The following is a 24208-nucleotide window of genomic DNA, read 5'->3' on the forward strand; positions in this document are numbered from 1 at the left end:
CTCAGCCGCCGACCTGCTCGGTGCACTGCAGGCCGTTCACAGGAAGCGTCTGCACGATGATGTTCGAGAGCACATCGAGCACCTCTGCGCTCGAGGCCGTCTCACTGTTGAGGTATACCTCGACGGCAGGGTCAGTGCCGAACGAGGTGATGCGGTAGTACGGGGCATCCGAGTCATCGACGATCCAGTCCACGCCGCCGACTGTCGAGCAGGGGAGCGTCGTCGGCCCCGGCACCTCGACGCCGCACGCGACGATGATGTCGCTGGCGCCGCTGCCCCACGCGCCGGTGGACTGCGCATCCGTCCAGCGGCGATCGAAGCCGTCGAGCGTCTTCGGAAACCGGACCGTCACATCCGCGCAGGCGGGGTTGTTCGCATCCGGCGCCGGCTGCAGCGACACGGTCGTGCTGCACGCGGCGAGAAGCAGAAGGATCGCCCCACCAAGCGCGAACGCGGCGGGGGCGCGTCGGGCGAGAGGCATTGGTCCAATCTACCGCCGCGGTAGCGTGGAGCGATGCGCGATTCGACGGTCGGTGAGCTTTCTGAGGGAGAGGTGCTGTCCGCGATTCTGCGAGAGTTGGGCCCCTCCGGCGCGGAGGTGGGCCCCGGCGACGACGCCGCGGTGCTGTCGGCGCCCGACGGCCGCGTCGTCGCGACGGTCGACACCCTGGTTCACGGTCCCGATTTTCGGCTCGCGTGGTCGAGCGGATTCGAGTTGGGCTGGAAAGCGGCGGCGGTGAACCTCGCGGACGTCGCCGCGATGGGGGCCACACCGACATCACTGCTCATTGCGCTCGCGATGCCCGATGACACGCGACTCTCGTTCGTCGTCGACCTCGCCCGCGGTCTGCGTGCCGGCTGCGACGCGCTCGCGCCCGGGTGCGTGGTCGAGGGAGGCGACCTCACCGTCTCGGACGTGCTCACGATCGCTGTGACGGCGCTGGGCACGCTCGACGGCCGCTCACCCGTGCGCCGTTCGGGCGCCCGTGTCGGAGACGTGGTTGCCGCCTCGGGCCGGCTCGGTTCTGCCGCACGCGGCCTCCGTCTGCTCTTCGACGCGTTCCGGGGTGCCGACGGTCAGCCGGTGCCGGTGGACCGGTCCCGCCTCACGGACGAGCAAGTCCGTGAGATCGATGCCCAGCTGCGACCTGCCCCGCAGATCCGCGACGGGGTACGCGCTGCGGAGGCCGGGGCGACGGCCATGATGGACGTGTCGGACGGGCTGGTGCTCGACGCGGGCCGGCTGGCCGCGGCATCCGGAGTCACCCTCGACCTGCGCCGCTCGGCCCTTGGTCCGCACCCGGATGACGCATTGACCGGCGGCGAAGACCACGGGCTGCTCGCCACGTTTCCCCACACGGATGCCGTCCCCGACGGCTTCGCGATCATCGGCGTGGTTCGCGCCCGGGGTGAGGCGCCTGTCCTCGTCGACGGCGTACCCTTCGAGGGCGTCGGCGGGTGGGATCCCTACCGCGACTGGGATGCCTCTCGGGGCTGATCGGCCCCCTCCCGGGGCGTGAGCCACCACACCGCGGTATCGCCATACCGCCGGTGCCGCTCGAGGGCGAGACCGTCCGGAAGGACCGGCTGCGGCGACCGTGCCGCGCGTTCGACGATCGTGAGCGACGCGGGGGCGAGCGCGGGAGCGAGCAGTCGCAGCGTCTCGTGCAGACCGTCTTCGCCGAGGTCGTACGGCGGGTCGATGAACACCAGGTCGTACGGTTCGCGGACCACCGCGAGGTAGGCATCCACCGACGTGCGGTGCACACGGTACGACCCGCCGGCGGCGTGCTGGACGCGCCTCGCGTTGCGATCGATGACACTCGCCGCGCGCGGAGACTTCTCGACGAGCTCGACCTGAGCCGCGCCTCGGCTGAGGGCCTCCAGGCCCAACGCGCCCGAGCCCGCATACAGATCGAGCACGCGGGCTCCGGCGATCGCATTCGCGGCGTCGAGCGCGCCGAAGATCGACTCGCGGACGCGGTCACTGGTCGGCCGAGTACCGCTTGCCGGGACATCGAGCGCCAGGGAACCGGCTGCTCCGGCGATGATGCGTGTCACGGCTCCACTGTACAAACGCCGCACACAGCGTCGTCGGTGCTGTCATCGAGGAGTACGCGTCCGAGGTCCTGCCTAGACTCGGGACATGGTCGCCCTCACGCTGTCGTCGCGGTTGGACGGCGCTGTCGGCGGAAAGACCGCGAAGGCGCTCGAACGCGCGTTCGCGATGCGAACCGTCGGCGACCTGCTCGAGCATTACCCGCGCCGGTACGCGCGCCGCGGCGAACTCACGCCCATCGCGTCACTCCCGGTCGGCGAAGCGGTGACGATCGTCGCGGAGGTGCGTAGTGCCACTGAGCGACGGATGCAGAACCGCCGCGGTTCGCTGCTCGAGGTCGTGATCAGTGACGGGAACGGTCAGCTTTCGCTCACGTTCTTCAATCAGGCCTGGCGGGCCAAGGAGTTGCGGCCGGGCCGTCGAGGAGTCTTCGCGGGCAAGGTGGGGGAGTACCGCGGGACGCTCCAGCTGACGCATCCGGACTACGAGCTCTTCGATGACGAGGTGAGCGCGCGGGCGACCGCCGAGGCCACGGCCAACGTTCCGGTTGCGATCTATCCCGCGACCTCGTCGCTCGCGAGTTGGCAGATCGCAAAGATCATCGGTCTCGTCCTCGATGGACTCGGCGAGGTTCCTGACCCCCTTCCCGCCGATGTCCGACGGGCCGAGGGTCTGTTGCCGTTCGGCGATGCCTTCGAGCGGATTCACCGTCCCGCCGCCATGGACGACATCGAGCCTGCCCGGGCGACGCTGCGCTGGCATGAGGCGTTCGTGCTGCAGGCGGCACTCTTGCAGCAGCGCCAGCTCGTGCGGTCGCTGCGGGCGACACCGAGACCTGCGGGAGCCCTCGTGGAGCGCTTCGACGCGTCGCTTCCGTTCCCGCGCACACCCGATCAGGTGGAGGTCGGTGACCGTATCTCGCTCGATCTGGTCGGTCAGTGGCCCATGAACCGACTCGTGCAGGGCGAGGTGGGTTCGGGTAAGACCCTCGTCGCGCTGAGGGCGATGCTGCAGGTCGCGCAGAGCGGCGGGCAATCGGCGCTCATCGCACCGACCGAGGTGCTCGCCTCCCAGCATCTGCGCTCCATCGCACGGATGCTGGGACCCGACCTCGCCGTCGAACTCATGCCGACACTGCTGACCGGCCAGCTCACCGCCGCCGAGCGGCGCCGGGCGTCCCTGCGCGTGGCATCCGGCCAGGCCCGCATCGTCGTGGGTACGCACGCCCTGCTGAGCGAGTCGACCACCTTCGCGGACCTGGGGCTCGTCGTCGTCGACGAGCAACACCGCTTCGGGGTCGATCAGCGCGAGGCGCTGCGTGCCAAGGGGACGACACCGCACGTCCTTGTGCTCACTGCCACACCGATCCCGCGTACCGTCGCCATGACGGTGTTCGGCGACCTCGACGTCTCCACGATTCGCTCGATGCCCGCCGGCCGCGCGGGGATCGAGACCTTCGTCGCCCCGGTGGCGGATCGACCTGCGTGGTTCGCGCGCGTCTGGGAGCGGGTCGCCGAAGAGGTCGCCGCCGGTCGCCAAGCCTTCGTCGTGTGCCCAGCCATCGACGCCGCCGCCAGTGGGGCAGCGGCCGTCGACGATGCCGACGCCCCCGTCGCTGACGCACCGCCCGCGGAGGGGAGCGCGCCGAGCGGGCAGCGAACCCGCTGGGGGGTCGTGCAGGTTGCTGAACTGCTGTCTCGGCATCCGTCCTTCGAGACACTCGCGGTCGAGATCCTCCACGGCAAGATGGCGGCCGACCAGAAGGACGCCGTGATGCAGGCCTTCGCGGCAGGGCGAATCGATGTGTTGGTGGCCACGACCGTCGTGGAGGTCGGGGTGGACGTGCCGAACGCCTCGACCATGGTGATCCTCGAGGCCGACCGGTTCGGGGTCTCGCAGCTGCACCAGTTGCGCGGACGCGTCGGTCGAGGTTCGGTGCCGGGCCTGTGTCTGCTGGTGACGGAGAGCGAGGTGGGGACCCTGGGCCGTGCCCGGGTCGAGGCGGTGGCCGGCACCGTGGACGGGTTCGCCCTTGCCGAGGTCGACGTGGAGCTTCGAGGGGAGGGGGATGTGCTCGGAGCCGCGCAGTCGGGGGCGCGTTCGTCACTGCGACTGTTGCGGGTCGTGAAGGATGCCGACCTCATCACCCACGCCCGGGCAGTCGCGGAACAGGTCCTCGACGATGACCCGACCCTGTCGGCGCACCGTGCACTCGCGGACGAGATCGAGCGGCGAGTGGGGCAGCAGGAGCGCGCCGCGCTCGCCAAGAACTGATCCCGGCCCCGGTAGGCTGACAGCATGAACAGTCGGATCGCCGTCGTTCCGGGCTCCTTCGATCCGCCGACCCGCGGTCACCTCGACGTCATCCGTCGCGCAGCGCGACTGTACGATCAGCTTCACGTCGTCGTGGTGCACAACCCCGGCAAAGAGGCGATGCTCCCGATCGCGCAGCGGCTCTCGCTGCTGGAACAGTCGATCGCCGAGGACGACATCGACGGCAATGTCGTCGTTGCCTCCTGGAGCGTCGGGTTGCTCGTGGATTACGCGCGTGACGTCAACGCGGGGGTGCTGGTGAAAGGCATCCGTTCCCAAGCGGATGTCGTGTACGAGGTGCCCATGGCGGTTGTCAATCGCGACCTCGCCGACGTGGAAACCGTCTTCTTGCTGCCCGACCCGGCGCACGCGATGGTGTCGAGTTCTCTGGTCCGTCAGGTCGCTGCCCTGGGAGGCGACGTCTCGCCGTACGTGCCGCCCGCGGTCGCTCGCTTTCTGCACACGGGCGGTCACGACCTCTAGCCTCGATCGAGACGGCCTCTGCTCACGCGGGTAGCATGGACCCCCGTGAGCAGGCAGCACTCGGGACCGTTCGTGATCCCCGTCCGTGACATCACGCACCGTCCTGGCGAGATGCGGGAGTTCTCCCTCGAGATCCCCGCGCCGGACAAGTGGGGGGAAGGCCTCGTGTCCGTCGCGCAGGGCGAGCCGATCGTCGTGGATGTGCGGCTGGAGAGCGTCCACGAGGGGATTCTCGCCACCGGCGAGGTCGACACCGAGTACACCGGAACCTGTGGACGGTGCCTGGGCGAGGTCGCCGAGAGTGTCCGCGTCGCGTTTCAGGAGCTTTTCGCGTATCCTGGGGGAGAAGAAACTGACTTCGAGGTTCAAGGCGACCACGTGGATCTTGAAACTCCGGTCAGGGATGCGATCGTCCTGTCGCTTCCGTTTCAACCGGTGTGTCAGCCGGATTGCCCCGGCCTTGATCCGGTCACGGGTGAGCGGTTGACCGAGAACACCGGTTCGCCCGAGCGCGAACCCATCGATCCGCGGTGGGCGACGCTCCAGGGCTACACCCCCCAGGACGACACCACGGACCACGGTGACCAGGACTCACGCGCGTGAGTGGCCGCCGAGAAGAAAGAGATGAGCTGAACAATGGCTGGTAACCCCCCGAAGCGCAAGGTCTCGCGTTCGAACACCCGCTCGCGTCGCGCGCAGTGGAAGGCGGAAGCGCCCACTCTCGTGAAGACCGTCGAAAACGGCAAGACCGTCTACAGCCGTCCGCACCAGGCGAAGGTCGTCACCGACTCGCAGGGCACGGAGCTTTTCCTCGAGTACAAGGGCCGCAAGGTCGCCGACGTCTGATCGTCGTGACAACTCGCGAGTCCGCTGAACTCGCCAAGAAGCTCGGGATCGACATCGACCCCGAGCTTCTTACGCTGGCATTGACCCATCGGTCGTGGGCCTACGAGAACGGCGGAGTTCCCCACAATGAGCGGCTCGAGTTCCTCGGTGACGCGGTGCTCGGTCAGGCGGTGACCGTTCGGCTCTTTCGCGCGCATCCCGACCTCGACGAGGGAGCGCTCGCCAAGCGCCGGGCAGCTGTCGTCTCGACCGTCGCGCTGGCCGAGGTCGCACGCAGCATCGACCTCGGGGCGTTCGTGCTGCTCGGGCGCGGCGAGGAGCAGACCGGGGGCCGGGAGAAGGACTCGATCCTGGCCGACACGATGGAAGCCGTGTTCGGCGCGACGTACCTGTCGGCGGGACCGGAGGCTGCATCGCAACTCGTGCTCCGCCTCATCGATCCGCTGCTGTCCGACCCCGATCGCTACGGGGCAGCTGTCGACCCCAAGACGGCACTGCAGGAGCTCGCGGCACGCCGGAACGTCGCGCCTCCTGCCTACGAGGTGTCATCGACCGGACCCGACCACGACCGGCGGTTCACGGCGATCGTCGCCGTCGGCGATCACCGTGCTGAAGGAGCGGGGACGAGCAAGAAGCAGGCCGAGATGGCCGCGGCTCTCCGGGCATGGCACGAGCTGACCTCCCGTGCCTGAGCTCCGCGGTGGCTGAGGTGGACGATGCCTGAGCTTCCGGAAGTCGAGGTCGTCCGCGCGGGCCTGGCGCCGGCCGTGACGGATGCCGTGATCGAGGCCGCCACCGTGGCCGACGACCGCGCCCTCACGCGGCATCCGCCCGGCGCGATCGACTTCGAGAGCCGACTGCGGGGCCGCATACTGCGGACACCCGCGCGAAGAGGGAAGTTCCTGTGGATTCCGCTCGCCACCGCGGACTCCGGAAAGACGGGCGCCGTGGATGCGCTCGTCGCACACCTGGGGATGAGCGGCCAGATGCTCCTGCGCCCGTCAGGTTCTCCGCTCGAACGCCACGAACGCGTCCGCCTCGACCTCCGCCACCCCGAGCATGGCGATCTTGCCGTCGTCTTCGCCGATCAGCGCACGTTCGGTTCCCTTGCCATCGACCCGCTCGTGCCCACTGCGGATGGCCTGCCCGGGGGGCTCGGGGCGGCTGATGCCCTCGTTCCCGCTCAGGTCGCGCACATCGCCCGCGATCCTCTGGATCCGGGTTTCGACCTGCGCCATTTCCGGCAGGTCCTTGCCCGAAAGGCCTCCGCGATCAAGCGGGTGCTTCTTGACCAGACCATCGTTTCGGGGATCGGGAACATCTACGCGGACGAGTCGCTGTGGGCTGCGCGCATCCATCCCGACACTCCCGCCGCGCAGCTGAGCACCCGCGCGGTTCATCGCCTGGTCGGCGACGTGCGGACCGTGCTCGAGAAGGCGCTGGCCGAGGGGGGCACGAGCTTCGACGCCCAGTACGTCAACGTCAACGGCCAGGCGGGGTACTTCGCGCACTCGCTGAATGCCTACGGCCGGACCGCCCAGCCGTGCCCTCGGTGCGGTGCCCCGATCGTCAAGGTGGCGTTCACGAATCGCTCGAGCCACTTCTGCCCGCGGTGTCAGCGGCCACCGCGCATGCCGCAGTGAGTGACTTCTTCCACGCGCCGATGTACGCGACGGGGCGGAACCCGATCGCCTCGTTCACGTCGAGCATCGGTCGGTTCTCTTCCGCGTTGTAGGTCAGGACCCGCTGTGTGTGTGGTGCCAGGCCGCGCCAGTGCCGCAGCGCCGCGGTCTTGATGAGCATCCCGAGTCGATGCCCGCGATGCTCCCTCAGGACCAGGGTGTCCTCCTGATGTGTCACCGGATGCCCGGGGCTGGAGGCCAGCTCGGTGAAAGCCACGAGTCGTCCCGACTCTCGGTGGCGCGCGGCGACGATGAGTACGGTGCGCCCCCCGTCGATCCAGTGCGTGTCGTGCTCGGCGATGCGGGCGGCATCCCACTGTTCTTCGGCGATGTCCATCCCGGCGCTCGGTGCATCCACACTCATCCGTGACTTCATCCACGCGTAGTCATCCACGAACTCCGGGGGTGTCGGGGGATGCCAGGAGACGATGTCGTACCCGGTGGCGGCCGCCGCGGCCTGCCGGTGGAGGTCGTCGAGAAGGGTCGGCCCCGCGTCTGTTGTCAGATCCAGGATGCTCTTGCGCTCGACCTGTTGCAGCTCGTATCCGTGGCGCAACGCGAACCGTGCGGCGTGATCGAGGGGGATCCGTCCGAACCCCGTCGGTGGCGTGAGCTGCTCGCCGGCCGCCGAGGGATGCTCGATCCAGGTCTCGATCACGCGGCGCCCGTGAGCAGCGGCCGCCGACTCGAGGATCTCGTGCGCGGCGGTACCGATGCCTCGCCCCCACGCGTGGCGGCGCAGCTCGATCTGTGCGTAGGCGATCGTTTCGTCCCCATCGCGGGGAAGGTCCAGGCCGGCCCGCCCTACGAACTCTCCGCCGTCGCGTATGCTCCACAACAGCCGCTCGTCGAAAGCGGACGGCTGGTACGCGGGGAGCAGGACGGCCGCATCGAGCTCCTCATCCCGGTTACCGCTGATCTCTTCGTAGACGATGTTGCGGACCCTCACCATCTCGAGGAACTCTGCGGCGTCGGGGCCACCGAGCGTGCTCGGGATGGTGAGGGGCCGGATGAGGGCGTTCGCGGTCTCCACGTCATGTCCTTTGTCAACGTGTGATCGGGTCATCGGCTCGTACCCGGGTGCTCTCACCTCGCGCCGAGATGCCAGGCAGCAAGGCGAAGCGTCTGGGCGTCGCGCTCCTGGCGCGCACGGTCGAGGTCGTAGCGGTGTCGGGCGACGTCACGCTGCTCACGTGAAGCAGCGCGGCGCACGTGGCGTGTGAGGATCCAGAGGGCAACTCGAAGGCTTGCGCGTTCGGCGAGCGTGAGATGTCGGCGGATGTGCGGGTGGGTGATGAGAGCCTCGACAGGCTCGATCGTGGTGTACATGAGATGCCTTTGAACAGTGGCGGATGCCGGGCGATAGCCGACGGGCCGCGAGATGCATCAGCTCGCCTGGCCATGTATGGCAGGGCGGTGACGCGCGGAGTGAGGATCGGACATATCGTCCGTGGACCGGAACCGATCGGGTCCGGTGGCTCGACCAGGGCGTGTCAGACAGCGCTGGGAGCGGCGGGAGCGTACGGGGAGGTCAGTCCCACGAGCGCGCGCATCGGAGTGTCTCCGAATACTGCAGTGCGAATCATCATGGCTGTCCTCCTTTCGTGACGTGTCGCGATCTGGAATGCTAGCCGGTCCCGAAGCGTCGTGTCAAGCAACCTCCCAGAATCGGCTTCCGCCCGGGCGTGTCGCCCGGGCGTGGCCTGGCTCCCACAGTCGTGCGGCGCGGCAGGGTACCGTAGGTCGACGGCCGGCCGCATTGGTCGACGTTGCTGGTCGGGAAGGAACGCGCATGCACCTGAAGAGCGTCACGCTCAAGGGGTTCAAGTCGTTCGCCCAGCCGACGACCTTCGCGTTCGAGCCCGGCGTCACCGCGATCGTCGGTCCGAACGGTTCCGGCAAGTCGAACGTCGTCGATGCGTTGGCATGGGTCATGGGCGAGCAGGGCGCGAAGACCTTGCGCGGCGGCAAGATGGAGGATGTCATCTTCGCCGGAACCTCCACGCGCGGCCCTCTCGGACGCGCCGAGGTGCAGCTCACGATCGACAACAGCGACGGGGCGCTGCCGATCGAGTACTCCGAGGTGACGATCAGCCGTACGCTCTTTCGCAACGGCGCGAGCGAGTACGCGATCAATGGGGAAGCCTGTCGCCTGCTCGATGTGCAGGAACTGCTGAGTGATTCTGGGCTCGGGCGGGAGATGCACGTCATCGTCGGGCAGGGGCGCCTGGACACGGTGCTGCAAGCCTCACCGGAGGACCGGCGTGGCTTCATCGAAGAAGCTGCCGGCATCCTCAAGCACCGGCGACGCAAAGAGAAGACCCTGCGAAAGCTCGAAGCGATGGAGGCGAACCTCACTCGCCTGAGCGACCTGGCCGGAGAGCTTCGTCGCCAGCTCAAGCCTCTCGGGCGCCAGGCCGAGATCGCTCGCGAGGCCGCCACGATCGCGGCTGTGGTCCGCGACGCGAAGGCGCGGCTGATCGCCGATGAGCTCGTCGGCCTGCGCGCGGAGCTGGCAGACCACATGCGCGCCGAGCACGAGCGCCATACCGAGCGCCTCGTTCTTCAGGATCGATCCGACCAGCTCCGCGCGCGGATCGCGCAGTTGGAGGCGGACCAGCGCTCTGAGGCGGTCGACGGCGCACGCCGCGTCCTGTTCTCACTCGAGCGCATCCAAGAGCGCCTGCGGGGGCTCTATTCGCTCGCCGGCCAACGGATGACGCTGCTGGGGGAGTCCGAGGACGACGATGCCGCCGCGGTCCGTACGGTCACGAGCGCGATGATCGAGGACGCGCGCGCGGAGATCGACGAGGTCTCGTCTGGGCTCACCGACGCCGAGGATGCGGCATCCGAGGCGGCTCGCGATGTGCAGCGGGCCCGCGCGGAGCTGGACGCGCTCGATGTCGACATTGCCGAGCAGAGCGCGCTGGTCTCGCAGCACGACATGAAGCTCACGGCGCTTCGGGGCGCCGCGGATGCGGCGGAGTCAGCGCTCGCCGCGATCGACGACGCGCTCGCACGGCAGCAGCGCGCACTCGACGCGGCCACGGCCCGTCGGGATGCCGCCGCCGCGGAGCTGGCGGGCGTCGATCCCGACCTTGTTCCCGAGGGCAGTTCTGCCGAGTACGCCGCGGAGTACGAGCAAGCCGAGCGCCGAGCCCAGGAGACGGACACCCGGGTCTCGGAGTTGCGGGACCGGCTCCACGCGACCGAGCGTGAGGTGGAGGCTCTGACCGCACAGACCACCGCGCTCACTCGTGCGCTGGGGGTCAAGAACGCATCCGCCGATCTCATCGCCGAGGGCGCGCCCGGCGTGCGCAGCCTCGTCGGCGACGCCATCCAGATCACGCCCGGATACGAGGCGGCGATTGCCGCCGTGCTGGGCCCTCGGGCCGAGGGCGTGCTCGTCGACAGCCTCGAGGACGGCTTCGCGCTCGCGACGCGGGTGCGCGATGCCGACCGCGGCCTCGTCGACTTCGTCATCGGCGAGGTCGACGTTGCCACCGACGACCTGTCCGGCTTCGGCTCGCTTCGGCCGGCCAGCGACGTCGTGATCGGCCCGGCCGGCGTTCGCGCTCTGCTGTCGCGGGTCTTGATCGCGGATGATCTTGCGGCGGTGCGAGATCACGCCGCCACGATCATCGCCGATCCTCGCACGATCACCGTCGTCACACGCGCCGGCGAACTGTTCACGGGTTCGTCCCTGCGCGCTGGCGCCGGCGCATCGCGGTCGCGACTCGAGCTGCTGGCCGAGCGGGACGCGGCAGCGGAGCGCCGCGACGAGCTCGTCGTCGTTGCCGACTCGCTGCGCGAAGCGCTCGCCGATGCGCGGGTCGAGGCCGAGGAAGCGAAGCGGAGGACGAGTGCGGCGCTCACTCGGCTACGCGAGCACGATGCCGCGGTCGCGGCCCACACCGAGCAGGTCAATCGGGCGACAGTTCAGGTCGAGGCTGCGGCGGCCGAGTGCGAACGACTGGCTGCGGCGGTGGCGCAAGCGCAAAGCTCACGGGACGAGGCGGCAGCCGCCGCCGCATCGGCTCAGACGCAGCTGCAGCACGCGCTCGAAGCCCCCAGACCTATCCTCGATGCGTCCGCGCGTGACGGGCTGCTCGAGGCGCTCGAGAGTGCGCGTGAGCATGAGATGCGGGCACGGCTGGATGTCGAGACGCTCCGCGAGCGCGTGCGCGCAGGCCAGGCGCGAGTACAGCAACTCGAGCGCCAGCGCGAGCGTGAGGCCGCAGCCGCGGAGGAAGCCGCTCGGCGAGCGGTGATCCGGCGTCGCCAGCGCCAGGTGGCAGCCGATGTCGCTGCGACCTTGCCGCCGGTGCTCGACTCGGTTGACCGGTCGGTCGCGGCGGCCCGGCTTGCCTTGGCCGAGGCCGAGTCCGCCCGGTCGGCTGTGACGTCGGAGTTGTCGGCGGTTCGCGCGGAGGAGGCGACGGTCCGGGAACGCCTTGCGGGCTTGACCGAAAGCGTGCACGGGCTCGAGTTGCAGATGCACGAGAAGCGACTCCACGTGACCAGCATTCTGGAGAGGGCTCGCTCGGAGCTGAGCCTCGACGAGGACATTCTCATATCGGAATACGGCCCCGACCAGCCGATACCTGCCGAAGACGGTGAGGAGCCGGGGGTCTTTGATCGCACAAGTCAGCGTCGTCGATTGCAGGATGCCGAACGCAAACTCGCGCAGTTGGGCCGGGTCAATCCGCTCGCTCTCGAGGAGTTCGCCGCCCTCGAGCAGCGTCACGCGTTCCTGACCGAGCAGCTTGCCGACCTCACGAGCACGCGCAAGGATCTCGTCACGATCATCGATGACCTCGATGAGCGCATGCAGACGATCTTCCTGGCGGCGTTCGAGGACACGCGTACGGCCTTCGACGAGGTGTTCCCCATCCTGTTCCCGGGTGGGTCGGGGAGCCTGAGCCTGACCGACCCCGACAACCCGCTCACCACGGGCATCGAGGTCGCTGTGCGGCCGGTCGGCAAGAAGATCGAGCGACTCTCGCTCCTGTCAGGAGGGGAGCGTTCGCTGGCGGCCGTCGCCCTCCTGACCGCGATCTTCAAAGCGCGGCCGAGTCCGTTCTACATCCTCGATGAGGTGGAGGCGGCGCTCGACGACGCCAACCTCGGGCGCCTCCTCGGCGTGTTCGAGCAGTTGCGCGCCAGCAGCCAGCTCATCGTCATCACGCACCAGAAGCGGACGATGGAGATCGCCGACGCGCTCTATGGCGTCTCCATGCGGCAGGACGGGGTCTCCGCAGTGGTCGGGCAGCGCATCGCCGACCGCGCCGCCAGCTGACCGTAGGGTGGGATCATGGCCGAATCCTCCTGGTCGCTCGGACGGGCGCTGCGCGGAATGTTCGTCAAGCCCACGATCGACGAGACGACGTGGGATGACCTCGAAACCGCGCTGCTGACAGCCGATTTCGGACCCGATATCACCGAACGCATCGTGGACGAGCTGCGCGAGAAGGTCGATCGATACCGCACCACCGATCCCCGGGATCTGCAGCGGATGCTGAAAGAGACGCTCGAGGAGCACTTCGCGAAGTTCGACACGACGCTCAAGCTCACGGAGCGCCCCGCCGTCGTCCTTGTGGTGGGCGTGAACGGCGTCGGCAAGACCACGACGATCGGCAAGTTCGCGAACTTCCTCCGTCGCTATCAGCGCAGCGTCGTCGTCGGGGCCGCCGACACCTTCCGGGCGGCGGCCGTCGATCAGCTCGCGACCTGGGCAGAACGCGGCGGGGCGCACATCGTCCGCCCGCAGCATGAGGGCCAGGACCCTGCATCCGTCGCGTACCAGACGATCGAGTATGCCAAGCGCACCGGCACGGAGATCGTTCTGGTGGACACGGCGGGGCGCCTGCACACCAAAGGCGGCCTGATGGACGAACTCGGCAAGATCCGTCGCGTGATCGAGAAGCAGGCGCCGATCAGCGAGGTGCTGCTCGTGTTGGATGCCACCACGGGCCAGAACGGCGTCATGCAGGCGGAGGCGTTTCTGCAGCACGCCGGTGTCACCGGACTCGTGCTGACCAAGCTCGACGGGTCCGCAAAGGGCGGTTTCGTGCTCGCCGTCCAGGAACGTACCGGCATCCCGGTCAAGCTCCTCGGACAGGGCGAGGGGATCGGCGACTTGACCGGCTTCACGCCCCACGTCTTCGCTGCTGCGTTGGTGGATTGACGCCGCGCCGAGGACGAGGACTATCGGTCGGCCCCCGGGGCTGGTTTCATGGGGTCATGGCGATCGAGCACGACTTCTTCGGCCTGCTGGAATCCGGCCCGGACGGTTCGATCTTCTGGTCCGAAAACGTCGAGTTCGGAGACCAGTCGGTCACCGTTGATCTGACCGCGCCCGATCAGGACGACGTCTCGCCGGCAGCCCTGGATGTCGCCGCTTCACTGATCTCATCGCTCGAGGATGTGGATCGCACCGCCCGGGAAGCGATGGTGTCGCAGCTGAGCGATCGCACGAGCGAGGTGACGGAGTACATCCTGCAGCAGCAGGAAGAACTCGGGGAGGAACTCGAGGACTTCCTCGTTGATGTCTCGGGAGACACCCACATCGACGTGATCCGTGCGCTTCAGCTCATGAGCATGACGATCCTCGCGGACGAGCACGGGGGCGCTGATCCGTTTGCGGTGCTCGAGTATGCGCTCGACCCGGATGCCACCGACGATGTGCTCCTCGTGAACATCGCCTCCGACGGAGCGGTGCTCTCGGTCACCAGCGCCGATTGATCCGGGCCGCTCTCACACCGCTTGCGCGAAGCTGAGACCCTCTCGGGCGATGTCGTCCGCGAGATGGGCGAGGTTGTCGGGGATGTGCCTGCCCTTCGACAGCATCGACTGCGCCCAGAGTCGCCCGGCTCGGTACGAGGAGCGCACCAGCGGCCCCGCCAGCACACCGAGGAACCCGATTCGCTCGGCCTCCTCCTTGAAGGCGACGAACTCGTCGGGCTTGACCCACCGGGCCACCGGGAGGTGCCGGGGCGACGGACGCAGGTACTGCGTGATCGTGACGATGTCGGTTCCGGCGTCGTGCAGGTCCTGCAGCGCCTGCACGACCTCGTCGGGCTCCTCGCCCATGCCGAGGATGAGATTGGACTTCGTGATGAGACCGGCGGCGCGCGCCTGCGTGAGCACGTCCAAGGAGCGCTCGTAGCGGAAGGCGGGACGGATGCGCTTGAAGATGCGGGGCACCGTCTCGACGTTGTGGGCGAACACCTCGGGGCGCGCGTCGAAGACCTCGTTCAGCAGCCGCGGATCCCCGTTGAAGTCCGTGGCCAGCAGCTCGACGCCGGTCCCGGGGTTGACGGTATGGATCTGCCGCACCGTCTCGGCGTTGAGCCACGCACCGCCGTCGCCGAGGTCATCACGCGCGACGCATGTGACGGTCGCGTACCGCAGCTGCATCCGCTGCACGCTCTCGGCGACCCGCCGGGGCTCGTCGGTGTCGTACGCGGCGGGCTTGCCGGTGTCGATCTGGCAGAAGTCGCAGCGCCGCGTGCACTGCGATCCGCCGATGAGGAAGGTCGCCTCGCGGTCTTCCCAGCACTCGTAGATGTTGGGGCAGCCGGCCTCCTGGCACACGGTGTGCAGGCCCTCGTCCTTCACGAGGCTGTGCAGCTGCGTGTACTCGGGGCCCATCTTGGCCTTGGTGCGGATCCACTCCGGCTTGCGCTCGATCGGTGTCTGGGCGTTGCGGACCTCCAGTCGCAGCATCCTGCGACCCTCGGGTGCCGCCTGCGCTCCCGTCGCCGGTCCTGTGCCGCACGTGCTCATGCCGTGACCTCCGTGTACTCGTCGGCGTACTCGTTCTCGAACTGCGCGATCACCTCGGGCAGGATGTCGCAGGGCGCGATGTCGGCTCCGACGACCTCACTGATCGTCGTGACGCCGGCATCCGTGATGCCGCACGGAATGATGCCGCGGAACCCCGACAGGGTGTTGTTGCAGTTCACCGCGAATCCGTGCATCGTGACACCCCTCTGGACTCTGACGCCGATCGCGGCGACCTTGTCCTCCGACAGAGGGCGGCGCACCCACACCCCACTGCGGCCCTCGACCTGGTAACCGTCGACTCCGCACGACGCCAGGGCCGCGATGAGCAGGCGCTCGATGCGCCGCACATGGGCTACCACGTCCACGGGCTCGTGCAGGCGCACGATCGGGTAGCCGACGAGCTGTCCGGGTCCATGCCAGGTGATCTTCCCGCCGCGGTCGACATCGATGACGGGGGTCCCGTCGGTGGGACGTTCGTGCGCCTCGGTGCGCTTTCCCGCCGTGTAGACCGGGTCGTGTTCGAGCAGGATCAGCGTGTCGGGCCGTTCCCCGCGCGCGACCTCGTCGTGGATCCGTCGTTGCAGCGCCCACCCGTCGAGGTAGGGGACTGTCGCGGGCGAGAGCCCCGCCTCCAGGATGTCGAGCACGTGTGCGCCTCCTCGGCGGTTTATGGACTGCGTCCAACAATACGCCGTCTGTGCGTCGGGTCGACCGTGTACTCTGCGTGCATGTCCGGAGGCAGGCCGCACGCGGTATCGCGCGAGTTCATCGCTGAAGCGGCGTGCGAGCTGTTCCTCGAGCAGGGCTACGAGCGGACCACGGTTGCGCAGATCGCTCGGCGCGCGGGCGTGAGCCGGTCGAGTTTCTTCAACTACTTCGAGTCGAAATCCGACGTCTTCTGGTCGGGGCTCGACGCCAGGATCGCGTTCCTCGACGGGTTTCTGGCAGCCGCCTGCCCATCGCAGGATGCGTCGTCTGTCGTGTCGGATGCCGTCCGCGAGGCGCTGTCTCAGTTCGCGCCCGACGCGCTGGCACTGGCGCTGGTCCACTCCGACGCGATGGGTGTCGTTCCCGAACTAGCCCAAGAGATGGCGATACGGCAGTGGCGCATCGCCAGGTCGATCAGTGCGTACCTGCAACGGTCCGGGGAACCATCGCTGCCCGCTGAGGTCCATGCTGCAGGCTATGCCGGCGCGGTGATCGCGGCGCTGCGCGCGTGGGCGCTCGCGGGCGCGGGTCGAGAGCGGCTTGACGGTCTTCTGGCTGAGGCGCTCGCGGTCGTCGGGTGATGGGGGTGGCCGTGGGTCGCGACGGCCGGCATCCCACGTAGAATCGGACGATCATGGCAACCTTCGGCACGCTCTCGGACCGCCTCACCGAAACCTTCCGGAATCTCCGCACGAAGGGCAAGCTCACGCCCGCGGACGTCGACGGCACGGTCCGCGAGATCCGGCGCGCGCTGCTGGATGCCGACGTCGCGCTCCCCGTGGTCAAGGACTTCACCGCGAAGGTGCGCGAGCGCGCGCTCGGCGACGAGGTCAACCGCGCGCTCAACCCGGCGCAGCAGGTCGTGCAGATCGTCAACGAGGAGCTCGTCGCGATCCTCGGCGGTCAGCAGCGTCGCCTGCAGTTCGCCAAGAACCCGCCGACGGTCATCATGCTCGCGGGGCTCCAGGGCTCGGGCAAGACGACTTTCGCGGGCAAGCTCGCGAAGATGCTCGAGAAGGACGGCCACACCCCGCTTCTGGTCGCGTGCGACCTGCAGCGCCCGAACGCCGTGAATCAGCTCCAGGTCGTCGCCGAGCGCGCCGGCGCAGCCATCTATGCGCCCGAGCCGGGCAACGGCGTCGGCAACCCCGTGAAGGTGGCCAAGGACGGCGTCGAGTTCGCAAAGCAGAAGCAGCACGACATCGTCATCATCGACACCGCCGGCCGCCTGGGTGTGGATGCCGAACTCATGAGGCAGGCCGCCGACATCCGCCGCGCGACAGACCCCGACGAGGTGCTGTTCGTCATCGACGCGATGATCGGTCAGGACGCCGTCAACACCGCGAAGGCGTTCCAGGAGGGCGTCGACTTCACCGGCGTCGTGCTGTCCAAGCTCGACGGCGACGCCCGAGGCGGTGCTGCCCTCTCGGTCGCCTCCGTCACCGGCCGTCCCATCATCTTCGCCTCGACGGGGGAGGGGCTCGAGGACGTCGAGCCGTTCCACCCCGACCGGATGGCCAGCCGCATCCTCGACCTCGGCGACATCCTGACCCTCATCGAGCAGGCCCAGCAGGCCTTTGATGAGGCAGAAGCGGCCAAGATGGCCGAGAAGCTCGCGACCGAGCAGTTCACGCTCGAGGACTTCCTCGAGCAGATGCAGCAGCTCAAGAAGATGGGCTCGATGAAGAAGATGCTCGGGATGCTCCCGGGCATGGGTCAGATGAAGCAGCAGCTCGAGGACTTCGACGAGCGCGAGATCGATCGCACCGAGGCCATCATCCGTTCGATGACACCGGGGGAGCGGCGCAACCCGAAGATCCTCAACGGGTCACGCCGCCTGCGGATCGCCCGGGGCTCGGGCATGACGGTCACCGATGTCAACCAGCTCGTGCAGCGCTTCGACCAGGCGGCCAAGATGATGAAGACCGTCGCTCGCGGCGGTGTGCCGAACATCCCGGGGATGGGACCTGTCCCGGGCGGCGGGCGGCCTGGCGCATCCGCCAAGCGCGGCAAGCAGTCGAAGAGCCAGAAGGCCCGCCAGGGCTCCCGGTCGGGCAATCCCGCCAAGCGCGCCGCCGAGAATGCCGGGATCGCGGCACAGAATCCGGCACCGACCGGGTCGGGCTTCGGTCTCGGCAGCGGCCAGCAGGCCCCGACCGAGGCTGATCTCGCAGAATTGCACAAGCTCCTCGGCAAGAACTGACGGTCGCTGCGTCGGTTCGACCGGCGCGGCTACTACCGTGATGTGTAGGCGGCATACCGTCGCCGGATGACGCGACACACAGAGCGGCGGGACGCGTGACGACAGGGCTGTCTGCGGCGAACGTGTTCGCCCGTGATGAGCCGCTCGTCCTCGAAAGCGACACGGGACGCGTGCCGCGCTATCCGAGGAGCACCGCGCGTCGTGCGCTTCTGCGTGTGGCCCTCGGTGCCGTCTATGCCGTGTTCGCACTCGGATACCAGGTCGCCGTCGCGGGTGACTGGGCAGGGACAGCCAACCAGGCCCTCTCTGAACGCGTATCGGGATTCGCCCCGGGCTCGGACCCGATCCAGGCACTCGTACTCCTTGACCCGCCGATCACGAACTTCCTTGCCTTCGTGATTCCGGGCGGCGCGTTCGGACTGGCGATCGCCGGGTCGTTCGTTGCCGGCTACATCGTCCAGACGGTTGCCCAGGCGCTGTACCGCCGGGGACTCACACTGCCGGTGCGCAGCCTGTTCGTCGGTGTCCTGGCCACCTCACCGCTATTCGCCTTCACCGCGACGACGAACTTCGAAGCGATCGTGGGACTGATGTTCTTCGGGTTCGGAATGATCGCGCTCGTACGGTTCGTGGGGTGGGCCAACACTCAAGCGGGCTTTCGTGCCGGCATCCTGCTGGCGTGCGCATCGTTGTCAGACTCGACGCTGATCTTCGCATCCGTGGTGGCGGCGCTTGCTGCCGTTCTGTTCCGTCAGTCGCGACAGGGAGCACGACTGGCCAACGCCGTGGTTGCCGTGTTCCCCACCGTCGCTGTCTATGCATCGCTCGCGTTGCTCGGCGCAGCCTTCGTCGGCGACCCCTGGGCGATGATCGGTGGTGACTTTGCGTGGAACGGCGAGCGGTTCGGAAGCGTGCTTCAGAACGTCGCGACGATTCCCGGCCTGCTGTTCCTCGCGCCGATGGTCATCGTCTCCGTTGCGACGCTGGCGCTGGGCTCGCGGGCCATGGCCGTGCTGCCCGTCGCGCTCACGCTGAGCATCATCCTTGCGTACACGCTGGAACTCACCCCGCCTGGCACCGCCGGAACGACCTTCATCGCGATGCTTCTCTTCGCGGTGGCTGCGGTGCCCGCCATCCGGGGCCCCGTACCGTCGGTCCTGGTCTGTGCCGCAGCCGTGTTGCTATGGATCGTCGGCGTTCTCGACGCACTGGATCGCTCGGCGGTGAACGGATGGCTTCACGCGCTCGCGGGGGTGTTGGCATGAGTCCGGCAGACCCCTCGGTTCCCCGCGCGGACCTCCGCCTGCGCTACGCCCGCGAGGGGTGGGTGCCGCTGCGCTGGGAGGACGGGGTCGTCGTCATCGGGTCTTCCGGACGGTCGTCACCGCGGCGGGACGCACGCATCAGCGCAGTGGTCGATGCACCGATCCGGATCGAATCGATGTCGCAGCGCGACATCGTCGAGACAATCGTCGAGTCCTTCTCGGAGGAGCTCGTGGAGTCGGCGGCAGATGGTCTGTACCAGCAGGATCCGGGGCTGTCTGCTCGCGAGGTTCTCTCGCGCGGGCAAAAGGCCTGGGCCTTCCTCGGACTGATCGTGCTCGTCGGGCTCGTCGTGCTGTGGCCCATCGGGACCGTGGTCTCGATCGTCGCCGTCGCCAGCGTCATCTTCCTCGCCAGTACCCTCTTCAAGTTCTCCGTCGCGCTGCGCGGGTCGCGGTTCGATCTGGTACGACGCGTCAGTGACGACGAGATCCGCACGGTCAGGGATGAGGACCTACCGATCTACAGCGTGCTGGTGCCGGTCTTCCGGGAGGCGGGTGTGGTCGGGCGGCTTGTGGCGAACCTGGGGCGCTTGGACTATCCAGCGCACAAGCTCGAGATCATCGTCCTCGTCGAAGAGGAAGACGTCGAGACGCGAGAGGCGATCGAGGCCTCGCACCCGCCGGAGAACTTCGTTGTCGTGACGGTACCCAAGGGATCGCCGCAGACGAAGCCGCGCGCCTGCAATGTCGGTCTCGAGGTCGCGCGTGGCGAGTTCCTCGTCATCTATGACGCGGAGGACGCCCCCGAGCCCGACCAGCTGAAGAAGACCATCGTCGCCTTCTCCCATGCCTCACCCGAGACGGTCGTGATGCAGGCAGCGCTGAACTACTTCAATGCTCGCGAGAACGTCCTGACCCGGCTGTTCACACTCGAGTACAGCTACTGGTTCGACTACATGCTCGCCGGACTCGACGTTCGCGACCTCCCGATTCCGCTGGGCGGCACGTCAAACCACTTCCGCACCCGAGCGTTGCGCGAGCTCGGTGGATGGGACCCGTACAACGTGACCGAAGACGCGGACCTCGGCATCCGCGCGAGCGCGCTCGGGTATCGAGTCGGGGTCGTGGACTCCACCACGATGGAGGAGGCGACGAGCGCGATCGGGATCTTCATCGGTCAGCGCAGTCGATGGATCAAGGGGTACATGCAGACAGCGCTCGTGCACGCCCGTCGCCCGGGTACGCTGATCCGTCAGATCGGACTGCGCCGCTTCGGATCGTTCGCACTGCTCATCGCTGGGACGCCGCTCACATTTCTCGGCGTCATTCCCTTCTCGATTCTGCTCGTCGCCTCCCTTGTCTTGGCCGGGTGGAGCATCGCGCCGGTCTTTCCCCCGATCGTGCTCTGGCTGAGCCTGCTGAACTTCCTCATCGGAAACGCTCTGATGATCTACCTCAACATGATGGGTCCGTTCAAACGGGGAGCCTTCTCCCTGGTGGGGTGGGCGATCCTCAACCCGGCATACTGGCTGCTGCACTCGGTCGCCTCCTACAAGGCGCTCTGGCAGCTGATCACCAAGCCGCACTACTGGCAGAAGACCGAGCACGGCACGTCGGCCTTCGAATTGCACGAAGACGGAACGGCGACGCCCGGGACCGTCGCACCCGCCGGTTCCTCCCGGACGGGTGATCGCGCGGTTGCCCCCGGATGATCCGCGCGCGACCGCCGGAGCGCTGGTGGATGTCGCGGTGACCGGCTTCAGCGGATTCCTCGGCGCCAGAGGATGAGCGAGGTTCGCGCCGCGTAGGCACGGTACTCATCTCCGAACGCGTCGAGCAGGTACCGCTGCTCGACGTGCGCCTTCGCGATGAGCACCGCCGCCAGCAGCACCCACACGACGAGCAGCTCGCCACGCCCCCGCCACGCCACCCAGCCCGCGGATCCGATCAGGATGCCGAGATAGACCGGGTTGCGCGTCAGACGGAAGACTCCCCGGGTGCGCAGCGGGGCACCGGGCTTGGGCGCGACCCACGGGACGATGTCACGGCCGAGTGTCGCCACGCCCGTGATCGCCAGCCCGAGGCCGAGGATGCCGGCGGCGGCAGCCAGCACGGTGAGCCACGCCGCACCCCATGTCGGCGTCCCCGGTAGGAGCAGCAGAGCAAGCAGCACGAACTGCGCGATGACCAGCCAGTCGGAACGGTGCCGCACAGCGACAGTCTGCCAGGGCGAGCCGCTCGCGTCCTCGGCGGTGCCATCCCGCGATGGGCTTCAGCGAAGCGCGTTGAGGTGATCGCGCAGGGTCGGTCCGTCCCGGAACTCCGTCACCAGATGACGCACCACCGCCCGCAGATCGCCCCCGTTCTCGTCCGCGACCCGCAATTGTCGTTCATAGCTCGCGCCAGTGGCGAGAATCGTCTCCACCCCGGCGAACTCTTTCGCGCACTTGAGTTCGACGGCGATCTCGGCGAGGTCGTCGAGCACCTGGCGAAGGTGCTCTCGCACGGGCGTGAGCGTGCCCGCGCGGTCGACGACGATCTCCGCGTCCAGGCCGTAGCGTGCGGCACGCCACTTGTTCTCGCGGAGGAACCACGGCTGGATGCCGGTGAGCTGTTCACCGTCATCAAGCCGGCGCGAGAAGTGCTCGACGAGCACCTGCACGAGGGCGGCGACAGCTGCAAGCTCGGGGAGCGTCGACATCCCATCACATGCACGCACCTCGATCGTGCCCCATCGCGGAGCCGGGCGGATGTCCCAGCGCACTTCGCTGGCATCGACCATGACGCCGGTGCGCACCATGTCATCCAGGTACGCCTCGAACGCTTCCCAGTCCTCGAGGAGCCACGGCAGGCCCGCCGTGGGCAGCTGCTGGAACACGAGCGCGCGGTTGGATGCATAGCCGGTGCGGTCACCGGCCCAGAACGGGCTCGACGCCGACAGTGCTTGCAGGTGGGGGAGGTAGGCCGACAGCGCACGGATGAGCGGCATGACTTTGTTCACATCCTCGACGCCCACGTGGATGTGGATGCCCCAGATCATCATGTTCCGACCCCACCACTGTGTCCGCTCGATGAGGGCCTGATAGCGCGTCTTGTCGGTCACCTGCTGGTCGTACCACTGGGCGAACGGATGCGAGCCGGCGCACATCAGATCCAGTTCGCGGGGCTCGGTCGCGGAACGCAGGGCGCGGATTCCGTCCACCATGTCCTCCGCGGCGGCAGCCACGGTCGCACCGATGCCGCTGGTGACCTCCACAGTGTTCGTGAGCAGCTCGCTCGTGAGCGAGAAGCGTTCGAGCTCAATCGATGGTGTGATCTCGTCGAGGATCTCGGGCGCCTTGCCCGCGAGGTCCCCCGTCGTGCGGTCGGCGAGCATCAGCTCCCACTCGAGCCCCACGGTCGAACGAGCGGATGTCGCGAATCCGAGCGTCATGGCGTCAGTTTCGCACGCTCCACGGAGTCTGCCGCCGATTGCGACACACCACGCCGCGGGTCAGTGCGCACCGAGTTCGATCAGCAGCACCCCGCCCGCAATAGCGACCACTCCCAGACCCATGAGCCAGGTGAACGGCTCATCGAAGAGGATCTTCGCGAGCACTGCCGTGAGCGCGACCCCGGTCGCCGACCAGATTCCGTACGCGACCCCCACGGGCATCCCCTCTGCAAGGCACAGGAACAGAAGCGTGAAGGCCAGCACATACGAAACGAGCACCGGCGCGATCCACACGCGGCGCCGGAAGCCCTCCGACGCGCGCAGCGACATGGTCCCGGTGACCTCGAAGACGATCGCGCCCACCAGGTACAGCCACATCATCGTTCGGCCTCCGTGTTGTCGGCGGCGTGCGGTGCTGCCCGACGGCTCGCGCTGGCTCCGATCTCGACCAGGAGAACGCCTCCGATGACGATCAGTATCCCGAGGCTCATGAGCCACGTCAGCGGGTCTCCGAACAGCACTGCTGCGAGCACCGCTGTGAGCGCCACCCCGGATGCCGCCCAGACACCGTAGGTGAGACCGATCGGGGCACCTGCGCGCAGCAGCAGGGTGAGGCACGCGAAGGCCCCGACATAGCCCACGCCCACCCCGAGGAACCACCCCGCCGAATCCACCGAGAGGCGCAGCGAGAGCGTTCCGCCGACCTCCAGCACGATCGCGCCGATCAGGTACAGCCATTTCGTCATGGTGCGCCTCCGTGGCAGGCCGTCTTCCGTCGCCTCACGGCTCACACGCTATCGGGCGCCGGGGGGTGGCTCCTGACGTCCTGACTGCGCGGTTCTCGGCATCCGGTGGGATCTGGCAGAATAGAGGGTCGGACCGCGCTCGACCCTCTATCCAGCGCGCCAACCCCCTGAGCTTCCGCCGGGTGTGCACCCCACGCTCCAGGCGATCAGTTCGTTCGAGTTCCACCACACAGGAGAATCGTGGCTGTCAAGATCCGTCTCAAGCGTCTCGGAAAGATCCGCGCGCCCTACTACCGCATCGTCGTCGCAGACTCGCGCACCAAGCGTGATGGTCGTGTGATCGAAGAGATCGGCAAGTACCACCCGACCGAGGAGCCCTCGTTCATCGAGGTCGACTCGGCCCGTGCGCAGTACTGGCTCAGCGTGGGCGCCCAGCCCACCGAGCAGGTGCGCGCCATCCTCAAGATCACCGGCGACTGGGGCACCTTCAAGGGCGACAAGAACGCCGTGTCGACGCTCAAGACCGCCGAGCCCAAGCCCGCGTTCGAGGTCGAGACCGCCAAGAAGTCGGTCGTCAAGCCCAAGGCTGAGAAGAAGACCGAGGAGGCGCCGGCCGTCGACGCGGACGCTGCTGCTGAGCCCGAGGCCGCCGAGTCGGCCGAGACCGCAGAAGCCTGAGTCC

General features: G+C 68.0%; 25 protein-coding genes. 15 read left to right on the forward strand and 10 right to left on the reverse strand.

Going from position 1 to position 24208, the window contains the following annotated elements:
* Window position 1: 1 nt before the first annotated feature.
* On the reverse strand, window positions 2-481 hold the full coding sequence (locus tag ACSGC5_RS10175) for a DUF3515 family protein (RefSeq protein WP_434970511.1): 480 nt from the start codon (window positions 479-481) through the stop codon (window positions 2-4).
* A 33-nt stretch (window positions 482-514) separates the two neighbouring features.
* On the opposite strand from ACSGC5_RS10175, the gene thiL reads away from it, so the two are divergent.
* Window positions 515-1498 carry a thiamine-phosphate kinase gene (thiL, locus tag ACSGC5_RS10180; RefSeq protein ID WP_434970512.1) on the forward strand — a complete coding sequence of 328 codons (984 nt, stop codon included), beginning with the start codon at window positions 515-517 and terminating at the stop codon, window positions 1496-1498.
* On the opposite strand, the gene rsmD is transcribed toward thiL, so the two are convergent.
* Entirely contained in the window at window positions 1468-2061 is a 594-nt protein-coding gene (gene rsmD, locus ACSGC5_RS10185; protein ID WP_434970513.1) for a 16S rRNA (guanine(966)-N(2))-methyltransferase RsmD, read from the reverse strand. The two genes, thiL and rsmD, sit on opposite strands and share 31 nt — an antisense overlap.
* Window positions 2062-2146: 85 nt before the next feature.
* Between rsmD and ACSGC5_RS10190 the strand changes: the two genes are divergently transcribed.
* The 6 genes from ACSGC5_RS10190 to mutM all read left to right on the forward strand — a co-directional run bounded on the left by ACSGC5_RS10190 (window position 2147) and on the right by mutM (window position 7344).
* On the forward strand, window positions 2147-4333 hold the full coding sequence (locus ACSGC5_RS10190) for an ATP-dependent DNA helicase RecG (protein WP_434970514.1): 2187 nt from the start codon (window positions 2147-2149) through the stop codon (window positions 4331-4333).
* Window positions 4334-4357: 24 nt separating this feature from the next.
* Window positions 4358-4855, forward strand: coding sequence for a pantetheine-phosphate adenylyltransferase (gene coaD / locus ACSGC5_RS10195; RefSeq protein WP_434970515.1), 498 nt, complete (start codon window positions 4358-4360; stop codon window positions 4853-4855).
* A gap of 111 nt (window positions 4856-4966) precedes the next feature.
* Window positions 4967-5458: a YceD family protein gene (locus tag ACSGC5_RS10200; protein WP_434970608.1), complete on the forward strand. Its 492-nt coding sequence runs from the start codon at window positions 4967-4969 to the stop codon at window positions 5456-5458.
* 33 nt (window positions 5459-5491) lie between these two features.
* Window positions 5492-5701, forward strand: a complete 210-nt coding sequence (gene rpmF, locus ACSGC5_RS10205; RefSeq protein WP_045297913.1) for a 50S ribosomal protein L32 — start codon at window positions 5492-5494, stop codon at window positions 5699-5701.
* On the forward strand, window positions 5698-6393 hold the full coding sequence (gene rnc / locus ACSGC5_RS10210) for a ribonuclease III (RefSeq protein WP_434970609.1): 696 nt from the start codon (window positions 5698-5700) through the stop codon (window positions 6391-6393). Before rpmF ends, rnc begins: the two co-directional genes overlap by 4 nt.
* 24 nt (window positions 6394-6417) lie before the next feature.
* The gene (gene mutM / locus ACSGC5_RS10215; RefSeq protein ID WP_434970516.1) at window positions 6418-7344 is read left to right on the forward strand and encodes a bifunctional DNA-formamidopyrimidine glycosylase/DNA-(apurinic or apyrimidinic site) lyase; all 927 of its coding nucleotides are present in this window, start codon (window positions 6418-6420) and stop codon (window positions 7342-7344) included.
* Here mutM and ACSGC5_RS10220 read toward each other — a convergent pair.
* Complete coding sequence (locus tag ACSGC5_RS10220) at window positions 7283-8416, reverse strand: GNAT family N-acetyltransferase (RefSeq protein ID WP_434970517.1); 1134 nt, start codon at window positions 8414-8416, stop codon at window positions 7283-7285. The two genes, mutM and ACSGC5_RS10220, sit on opposite strands and share 62 nt — an antisense overlap.
* A 53-nt stretch (window positions 8417-8469) precedes the next feature.
* Complete coding sequence (locus tag ACSGC5_RS10225) at window positions 8470-8712, reverse strand: hypothetical protein (protein ID WP_434970518.1); 243 nt, start codon at window positions 8710-8712, stop codon at window positions 8470-8472.
* 463 nt (window positions 8713-9175) lie between these two features.
* Here ACSGC5_RS10225 and smc point away from each other — a divergent pair, with 463 nt between their 5' ends.
* Genes smc through ACSGC5_RS10240 form a run of 3 tightly spaced genes read left to right on the forward strand, consistent with a single transcriptional unit; the run spans window position 9176 to window position 14127 of the window.
* Entirely contained in the window at window positions 9176-12682 is a 3507-nt protein-coding gene (gene smc / locus ACSGC5_RS10230) for a chromosome segregation protein SMC (protein ID WP_434970519.1), read from the forward strand.
* A 15-nt stretch (window positions 12683-12697) separates the two neighbouring features.
* Window positions 12698-13570, forward strand: a complete 873-nt coding sequence (gene ftsY / locus ACSGC5_RS10235; RefSeq protein WP_434970520.1) for a signal recognition particle-docking protein FtsY — start codon at window positions 12698-12700, stop codon at window positions 13568-13570.
* 56 nt (window positions 13571-13626) lie between these two features.
* The gene (locus ACSGC5_RS10240) at window positions 13627-14127 is read left to right on the forward strand and encodes a DUF2004 domain-containing protein (RefSeq protein WP_434970521.1); all 501 of its coding nucleotides are present in this window, start codon (window positions 13627-13629) and stop codon (window positions 14125-14127) included.
* A 12-nt stretch (window positions 14128-14139) separates the two neighbouring features.
* On the opposite strand, the gene lipA is transcribed toward ACSGC5_RS10240, so the two are convergent.
* Together lipA and lipB are read right to left on the reverse strand one after the other, a co-directional pair.
* Entirely contained in the window at window positions 14140-15171 is a 1032-nt protein-coding gene (gene lipA / locus ACSGC5_RS10245; protein WP_434970522.1) for a lipoyl synthase, read from the reverse strand.
* Window positions 15168-15818, reverse strand: coding sequence for a lipoyl(octanoyl) transferase LipB (lipB, locus tag ACSGC5_RS10250; RefSeq protein WP_434970523.1), 651 nt, complete (start codon window positions 15816-15818; stop codon window positions 15168-15170). The genes lipA and lipB overlap by 4 nt, the downstream gene beginning before the upstream one ends.
* 81 nt (window positions 15819-15899) lie before the next feature.
* Here lipB and ACSGC5_RS10255 point away from each other — a divergent pair, with 81 nt between their 5' ends.
* The 4 genes from ACSGC5_RS10255 (at window position 15900) to ACSGC5_RS10270 (ending at window position 21059) form a co-directional block, all read left to right on the forward strand.
* Entirely contained in the window at window positions 15900-16460 is a 561-nt protein-coding gene (locus ACSGC5_RS10255) for a TetR/AcrR family transcriptional regulator (protein ID WP_434970524.1), read from the forward strand.
* 53 nt (window positions 16461-16513) lie between these two features.
* Window positions 16514-18082: a signal recognition particle protein gene (gene ffh / locus ACSGC5_RS10260; RefSeq protein WP_434970525.1), complete on the forward strand. Its 1569-nt coding sequence runs from the start codon at window positions 16514-16516 to the stop codon at window positions 18080-18082.
* A gap of 95 nt (window positions 18083-18177) precedes the next feature.
* The gene (locus ACSGC5_RS10265) at window positions 18178-19347 is read left to right on the forward strand and encodes a hypothetical protein (protein WP_434970526.1); all 1170 of its coding nucleotides are present in this window, start codon (window positions 18178-18180) and stop codon (window positions 19345-19347) included.
* On the forward strand, window positions 19344-21059 hold the full coding sequence (locus tag ACSGC5_RS10270) for a glycosyltransferase (protein ID WP_434970527.1): 1716 nt from the start codon (window positions 19344-19346) through the stop codon (window positions 21057-21059). Before ACSGC5_RS10265 ends, ACSGC5_RS10270 begins: the two co-directional genes overlap by 4 nt.
* A 47-nt stretch (window positions 21060-21106) precedes the next feature.
* Here the strand turns inward: ACSGC5_RS10270 and ACSGC5_RS10275 are convergent, their stop codons facing one another.
* Genes ACSGC5_RS10275 through ACSGC5_RS10290 form a run of 4 tightly spaced genes read right to left on the reverse strand, consistent with a single transcriptional unit; the run spans window position 21107 to window position 23526 of the window.
* Window positions 21107-21559 (reverse strand): methyltransferase family protein, encoded by a 453-nt coding sequence (locus tag ACSGC5_RS10275; RefSeq protein WP_434970528.1) that lies wholly within the window; start codon window positions 21557-21559, stop codon window positions 21107-21109.
* A 60-nt stretch (window positions 21560-21619) separates the two neighbouring features.
* Entirely contained in the window at window positions 21620-22780 is a 1161-nt protein-coding gene (locus ACSGC5_RS10280) for a glutamate--cysteine ligase (protein WP_434970529.1), read from the reverse strand.
* 60 nt (window positions 22781-22840) lie between these two features.
* The gene (locus tag ACSGC5_RS10285; RefSeq protein WP_434970530.1) at window positions 22841-23161 is read right to left on the reverse strand and encodes a DMT family transporter; all 321 of its coding nucleotides are present in this window, start codon (window positions 23159-23161) and stop codon (window positions 22841-22843) included.
* On the reverse strand, window positions 23158-23526 hold the full coding sequence (locus ACSGC5_RS10290; RefSeq protein WP_434970531.1) for a DMT family transporter: 369 nt from the start codon (window positions 23524-23526) through the stop codon (window positions 23158-23160). The genes ACSGC5_RS10285 and ACSGC5_RS10290 overlap by 4 nt, the downstream gene beginning before the upstream one ends.
* Window positions 23527-23766: 240 nt before the next feature.
* On the opposite strand from ACSGC5_RS10290, the gene rpsP reads away from it, so the two are divergent.
* Window positions 23767-24204 (forward strand): 30S ribosomal protein S16, encoded by a 438-nt coding sequence (gene rpsP / locus ACSGC5_RS10295; RefSeq protein ID WP_434970532.1) that lies wholly within the window; start codon window positions 23767-23769, stop codon window positions 24202-24204.
* The last annotated feature ends 4 nt before the right edge of the window (window positions 24205-24208 follow it).

This window comes from Microbacterium sp. bgisy207 (assembly GCF_965345035.1).
Taxonomy (GTDB): domain Bacteria; phylum Actinomycetota; class Actinomycetes; order Actinomycetales; family Microbacteriaceae; genus Microbacterium.

What these genes read in the sequence shown, in the direction of transcription:
- ACSGC5_RS10270 (WP_434970527.1), top strand. Translation starts at nt 19,344, where the DNA reads ATGAGTCCGGCAGACCCCTCGGTTCCCCGCGCGGACCTCCGCCTGCGC.
- ACSGC5_RS10225 (WP_434970518.1), bottom strand. Translation starts at nt 8,712, where the DNA reads ATGTACACCACGATCGAGCCTGTCGAGGCTCTCATCACCCACCCGCAC.
- ACSGC5_RS10280 (WP_434970529.1), bottom strand. Translation starts at nt 22,780, where the DNA reads ATGACGCTCGGATTCGCGACATCCGCTCGTTCGACCGTGGGGCTCGAG.
- mutM (WP_434970516.1), top strand. Translation starts at nt 6,418, where the DNA reads ATGCCTGAGCTTCCGGAAGTCGAGGTCGTCCGCGCGGGCCTGGCGCCG.
- lipA (WP_434970522.1), bottom strand. Translation starts at nt 15,171, where the DNA reads ATGAGCACGTGCGGCACAGGACCGGCGACGGGAGCGCAGGCGGCACCC.
- ACSGC5_RS10175 (WP_434970511.1), bottom strand. Translation starts at nt 481, where the DNA reads ATGCCTCTCGCCCGACGCGCCCCCGCCGCGTTCGCGCTTGGTGGGGCG.
- ACSGC5_RS10255 (WP_434970524.1), top strand. Translation starts at nt 15,900, where the DNA reads ATGTCCGGAGGCAGGCCGCACGCGGTATCGCGCGAGTTCATCGCTGAA.
- rpmF (WP_045297913.1), top strand. Translation starts at nt 5,492, where the DNA reads ATGGCTGGTAACCCCCCGAAGCGCAAGGTCTCGCGTTCGAACACCCGC.
- smc (WP_434970519.1), top strand. Translation starts at nt 9,176, where the DNA reads ATGCACCTGAAGAGCGTCACGCTCAAGGGGTTCAAGTCGTTCGCCCAG.
- ACSGC5_RS10285 (WP_434970530.1), bottom strand. Translation starts at nt 23,161, where the DNA reads ATGATGTGGCTGTACCTGGTGGGCGCGATCGTCTTCGAGGTCACCGGG.
- ftsY (WP_434970520.1), top strand. Translation starts at nt 12,698, where the DNA reads ATGGCCGAATCCTCCTGGTCGCTCGGACGGGCGCTGCGCGGAATGTTC.
- ffh (WP_434970525.1), top strand. Translation starts at nt 16,514, where the DNA reads ATGGCAACCTTCGGCACGCTCTCGGACCGCCTCACCGAAACCTTCCGG.
- ACSGC5_RS10200 (WP_434970608.1), top strand. Translation starts at nt 4,967, where the DNA reads ATGCGGGAGTTCTCCCTCGAGATCCCCGCGCCGGACAAGTGGGGGGAA.
- thiL (WP_434970512.1), top strand. Translation starts at nt 515, where the DNA reads ATGCGCGATTCGACGGTCGGTGAGCTTTCTGAGGGAGAGGTGCTGTCC.
- ACSGC5_RS10190 (WP_434970514.1), top strand. Translation starts at nt 2,147, where the DNA reads ATGGTCGCCCTCACGCTGTCGTCGCGGTTGGACGGCGCTGTCGGCGGA.
- ACSGC5_RS10240 (WP_434970521.1), top strand. Translation starts at nt 13,627, where the DNA reads ATGGCGATCGAGCACGACTTCTTCGGCCTGCTGGAATCCGGCCCGGAC.
- coaD (WP_434970515.1), top strand. Translation starts at nt 4,358, where the DNA reads ATGAACAGTCGGATCGCCGTCGTTCCGGGCTCCTTCGATCCGCCGACC.
- ACSGC5_RS10290 (WP_434970531.1), bottom strand. Translation starts at nt 23,526, where the DNA reads ATGACGAAATGGCTGTACCTGATCGGCGCGATCGTGCTGGAGGTCGGC.